Source organism: Paenibacillus sp. AR247 (assembly GCF_002968895.1).
Taxonomy (GTDB): domain Bacteria; phylum Bacillota; class Bacilli; order Paenibacillales; family Paenibacillaceae; genus Paenibacillus_AQ; species Paenibacillus_AQ favisporus.
Genome location: NZ_PCZT01000002.1, coordinates 362,920 through 367,670, shown reverse-complemented (window position 1 = coordinate 367,670; position 4,751 = coordinate 362,920). Strand labels below are relative to the sequence as shown.

The following is a 4,751-nucleotide window of genomic DNA, read 5'->3' as shown; positions in this document are numbered from 1 at the left end:
ATGTCTTCGCTCGGGGTGCTGATTACGACGGCTTGCATCCTTGATACGCAGGCNTACCTGCTGCTGTACCTTCGATTATCATCGTCCTCATTATGGTAACGTTCAATATTCTGGGTGACGGGCTGCGGGATGCGCTGGATCCGAGAATGCGGAAATAGGGGGAAGAGAGAATGGACAATTTGCTCGAAGTGCAGGATTTGCAGGTCAGCTTTTTCACATATGCGGGCGAAGTGCAGGCCGTGCGCGGCGTCGGCTTTTCCCTGGGCCGGGGCGAGACGCTGGCGATCGTAGGGGAATCCGGATCCGGCAAATCGGTGACTTCCAAAAGCATCATGAGGCTGCTGGCGAAGTCCGCAAAAATTAAACACGGCTCGATCCGTTATGAAGGCAAGGATATCGCGTCGCTGCCGGAAAAGCAGATGCAGGATATCCGGGGCCGGGACATCTCGATGATCTTTCAGGACCCGATGACGTCGCTGAACCCGACGATGACGATCGGCAAGCAGATCACCGAGGTGCTGAAGAAGCACCGCAAGCTCGGCGGCGCGGAAGCCAACCGGCGGGCGGTGGAGCTTCTGGACCAGGTCGGCATCCCGAATCCGGACAAGCGGCTGAAGCAGTACCCGCACCAGCTGTCCGGTGGCATGCGCCAGCGCGTGGTCATCGCGATTGCACTGGCGTGCAACCCGAAGGTGCTGATTGCCGACGAGCCGACGACCGCGCTCGACGTGACGATCCAGGCGCAAATTCTGGAGCTGATGAAGAAGCTGCAGCAGGAGCTGGACACGTCCATCGTGCTGATCACGCACGATCTGGGCGTAGTCGCGAATATGGCGTCGCGCGTAGCGGTCATGTACGCCGGTAAAATCGTGGAAACCGGTACGGTAGACGAAATCTTTTACGAAGGCAAGCATCCGTATACCTGGGGGCTGCTCGCTTCCATGCCGAAGCTGAATGAGAAATCGGAGGAGCTGACGGCTATTCCCGGCACGCCGCCGGACCTCAGCGACCCGCCCAAGGGATGCCCGTTTGCGGCACGCTGTCCGTACGCCATGGAAATTTGCCACGAATATATGCCAGAATATACAGAGCACTCGGAGACGCACCGCGCGGCCTGCTGGCTGCAGGACAGCCGGGCGCCGAAAGTACAGAGTCCGCTTGCGGGAGGTGATCGGCCATGAAGCACGAGAAGGGGACAAAACCGCTGGTCGAGGTCAAGCATTTGAAGAAGCATTTTGACGTGGGCCGCGGACAGATTCTGAAAGCGGTGGACGACGTCTCGTTCGACATTTATCCGGGGGAGACTTTCGGTCTTGTCGGCGAGTCGGGCTGCGGCAAATCGACGCTGGGCCGCACGCTGATCCGTCTCTATGAAGCTACGGAGGGGACGGTCAGCTTTGACGGCGAGGCAGTGCACGGCCGTAAATCCAATGCCGAGCGGAAGAAGCTGAGCCGGAGCATCCAGATGATCTTCCAGGATCCGTATGCGTCGCTGAACCAGCGGATGACGGTGACCGACATCATCGCCGAAGGCATTGACGCCCACGGCATCGCCAAGAACCGCAAGGAGCGCCAGCAGATGGTCTACGACCTGCTGGAGACGGTCGGACTTAACCGCAGCCACGCTGAGCGGTTCCCGCACGAATTCTCCGGCGGCCAGCGCCAGCGGATCGGCATCGCCCGGGCGCTTGCGGTTCATCCGCGGTTCGTGATCGCCGATGAGCCGATTTCGGCGCTGGACGTATCGATCCAGGCACAGGTCGTGAATCTGATGAAGAAGCTGCAGCAGGAACTGGGATTAACGTATTTGTTCATCGCTCATGATCTGTCGATGGTGAAGCATATCAGCGACCGCATCGGGGTGATGTACCTCGGGGGCATGGTGGAGCTTACGAGCAGCGACGAGTTGTTTGAGAATCCGCTGCATCCATACACCAAAACGCTGCTTTCGGCGATCCCGATCCCCGATCCGAAGCTGGAGCGCGGCAGGGAACGCATGGTGCTGCAGGGAGACCTGCCAAGCCCAATCAACCCGCCGAGCGGATGCCGATTCCGGACGCGCTGCCCGTTTGCTACGGAGCTGTGCGCTGCGGAAACGCCGGTATGGCAGGAAGCGGAAAAAGGGCACTGGGTAGCGTGTCATCTGTATGATCCAAGTAAAAATATGACTGTTAATAAGGAGGGAGCCGGCGCATGAGCTGGTACGAAATGGCCGAAGAGCGGGAAGAGGCCTTGATTGAAGATCTGTCCGGACTTCTGAGAATCGACAGTGTCTATGATCCGGACACCAGCGGCCCTGGGCAGCCGATGGGCCAAGGTGTTGCGGAGGCACTGCAATATATGCTGGACCTGTGCGCCGCCGAAGGCTTCCGGGTTCGGAACCTGGACGGATATGTTGGATACGCCGAATTCGGCCCGGAATCGGCCGAGAACTATGTGGCCGTTCTGAGCCATCTGGACGTCGTTCCGGCATCCGGGAAGTGGACGACCCCTCCGTTCGAGCCGTCCGTCCGGGGCGGCAAAATTTTTGCCCGCGGCGCCGAGGACGATAAAGGCCCGGCGATGGCTGCGTTTTACGGACTCAAAATCGTCAAAGACATGGGTCTTCCGCTGAAGCACCGGATCCGCCTTATTTTTGGAACGGACGAGGAGCGGACGGGGAAGTGCATGCAGAAATATAACGAGCTGGAGCCGGCACCGATTTGCGGATTTACGCCGGATGCCGATTTTCCGATTGTTCGGGCCGAGAAGGGGCAGATCAATACCCGGCTGCTCTTTAAGCCGATCGAGGAGAGCGATTCGTCCGGCTACGAGTACCGGCTGCGGTTGTTCACGGCTGGCGATGTGGCCAACAGCGTGCCAGAAGGGGCGCGCGCCGAGGTTGCGGGAGATGCAGGCAGCCTGAGTGCGATGCAGAAGGCTTATGAGGACTACTGCGCGACGGAAGGGCTGAAAGGAAGCTTTGAGATCGATGCGGACGGGCAGACAGCGAGCCTGTCGCTGACCGGTAAGACGGCCCATGGCATGGAGCCGCAGCTCGGCATTAATGCGGGCCTCAAGCTGATCCATTTTCTGAAGGAGTTCTCGTTCCCTTCGGGTGCGGAGCATTATCTCCATACGGTCGATGCGCTGATGTACGGCGATATCCACGGGCGTGCCTTCGGCATTGCAATGGAAGACCAGATCACCGGACCGCTGACGGTCAACACAGGGCTGCTGCAGTATGATCTGGAAGGAGAATCGTATTTTCACATCAACCTGAGATATCCGGTTTGCGGAAATCAAGCGGATATTCTGGAGAACATCGGGGTCCGGGCCTCGGCCTGCGGCCTTGAGATCGAACCGCCGAGCTTGAAACATCCGCACTGCGTGCCGGACGATCATCCGATGATCGAAGCGCTGCAGCGGGTCTACGAGGCGGAGACGGGGCAGCCGGCCGAGCTGCTGTCAACCGGCGGCGGAACTTATGCGGCGTATATCGCAAACGGCGTCGCTTTCGGCCCGGTATTTCCGGGCATGGCCAATTCGGCACATCAAAGGAACGAACATATCGACATCGATGCACTGATTCGCTCGACGGCAATCTATGCCCGGGCGATGCATGAGCTGGCCAATCTGAACCTATAATCTGCGGCTTAACCAAAATTCTTGTAAAGGAATGTACAGCTGATGGAATTGATATCAGGAACAGGGCAACCGGCGGATGTAACGATCTATCCGGTGTTTGAGGACAGCGAAGGCGAACCCGCCGGGCTCACCCTTCGCGAAGGGATGGGCGGCCGCGGCGCCGTCCATTGGTTTTACGGACGGCACGGGGAGCAGGATATTCTCGTCGTCGGTCTGGGCAGCCGGGACAAATTCGGCATGGAGGCGCTGCGGGAAGCCGCCGGCGGGGCGGGCCGCGAAATCCGCAAAGCGTCCTTGAGAACCGCTTCGATCGACGGTACGGCCCTCCGTGACATTTTCGGGGAAGTCGAATGGCCCGAGCAGGCTGCCGTCGCCTGGGTCGAAGGATGGCTTCTGGGCACATATGTGTTCGATAAATATACATCCCGCTACAAGAAGGGGCAGGTGGATTGGATTCGGATCGAGTCAGATGCCGAGCGCAGCTATGCGGAGGCGGCCTGGCTCGGACGCGCGCGGGCCGAAGCGGTCGCTCTGGCCCGGGACCTGTGCAACGAGGCGCCGAATGATCTTCATCCGGCCAGCTTCGTGCAGCGGATCAAGATGGTCTTTGCCGGCCGGAACGTGAAGCTTCACGTGTACCAGGGCGAGGAGCTGAAGCAGCGGCAGATGAACGGCCTGCTGGCTGTCGGCAGCGGAAGCAAGCATCCGCCGGCCATGGTGGAGATCGAATACTTCGGCGATTCTAACGCCCCACATCTTGCGCTGATCGGCAAGGGGAGTCACGTTTGACATGGGCGGCGATGAACCTGAAGGTCGCCCGGGATCTGAGCGACGCCCGCTTCGACATGGGCGGGGCCGCGGCCGTCATTGGCGCGATGGATCTACTCACCCGGCTGGAAGTGAAGGCAAGAATTACGGCGCTCATTCCGATCGCGGAAAACGTGCCGGATGGGGACGCCATCCTGCCGTCGCATGTGATCCGCTATCCGAACGGATTGTCCGTGCAGGTGGTCAACACGGATGCCGAAGGACGGCTGATCCTGGCCGACGCCATCCTGCACGCCGCCCGGAACGGGGCCGAGCGGATCATCGACATTGCGACGCTGACCGGTGCGGTGGGACAC

At 59.9% G+C, this 4,751-nt stretch carries 4 protein-coding genes and 1 pseudogene; all 5 read left to right on the top strand.

The genetic code is table 11. From position 1 onward, the window contains the following. Nucleotides 1-170 precede the first annotated feature (170 nt). Complete coding sequence (locus CPT76_RS02235; protein WP_105441790.1) at nt 171-1,181, top strand: ABC transporter ATP-binding protein; 1,011 nt, start codon at nt 171-173, stop codon at nt 1,179-1,181. Next, nucleotides 1,178-2,197: an ABC transporter ATP-binding protein gene (locus CPT76_RS02230; protein WP_105441789.1), complete on the top strand. Its 1,020-nt coding sequence runs from the start codon at nt 1,178-1,180 to the stop codon at nt 2,195-2,197. The genes CPT76_RS02235 and CPT76_RS02230 overlap by 4 nt, the downstream gene beginning before the upstream one ends. Next, on the top strand, nt 2,194-3,627 hold the full coding sequence (pepV, locus tag CPT76_RS02225) for a dipeptidase PepV (protein ID WP_105441788.1): 1,434 nt from the start codon (nt 2,194-2,196) through the stop codon (nt 3,625-3,627). Before CPT76_RS02230 ends, pepV begins: the two co-directional genes overlap by 4 nt. Before the next feature lie 42 nt (nt 3,628-3,669). Beyond that, complete coding sequence (locus CPT76_RS02220) at nt 3,670-4,416, top strand: M17 family peptidase N-terminal domain-containing protein (protein ID WP_105441787.1); 747 nt, start codon at nt 3,670-3,672, stop codon at nt 4,414-4,416. Further along, a pseudogene (locus tag CPT76_RS02215) lies at nt 4,413-4,751 on the top strand (peptidase M17); the annotation flags it as partial. The gene CPT76_RS02220 and the pseudogene CPT76_RS02215, both read left to right, overlap by 4 nt.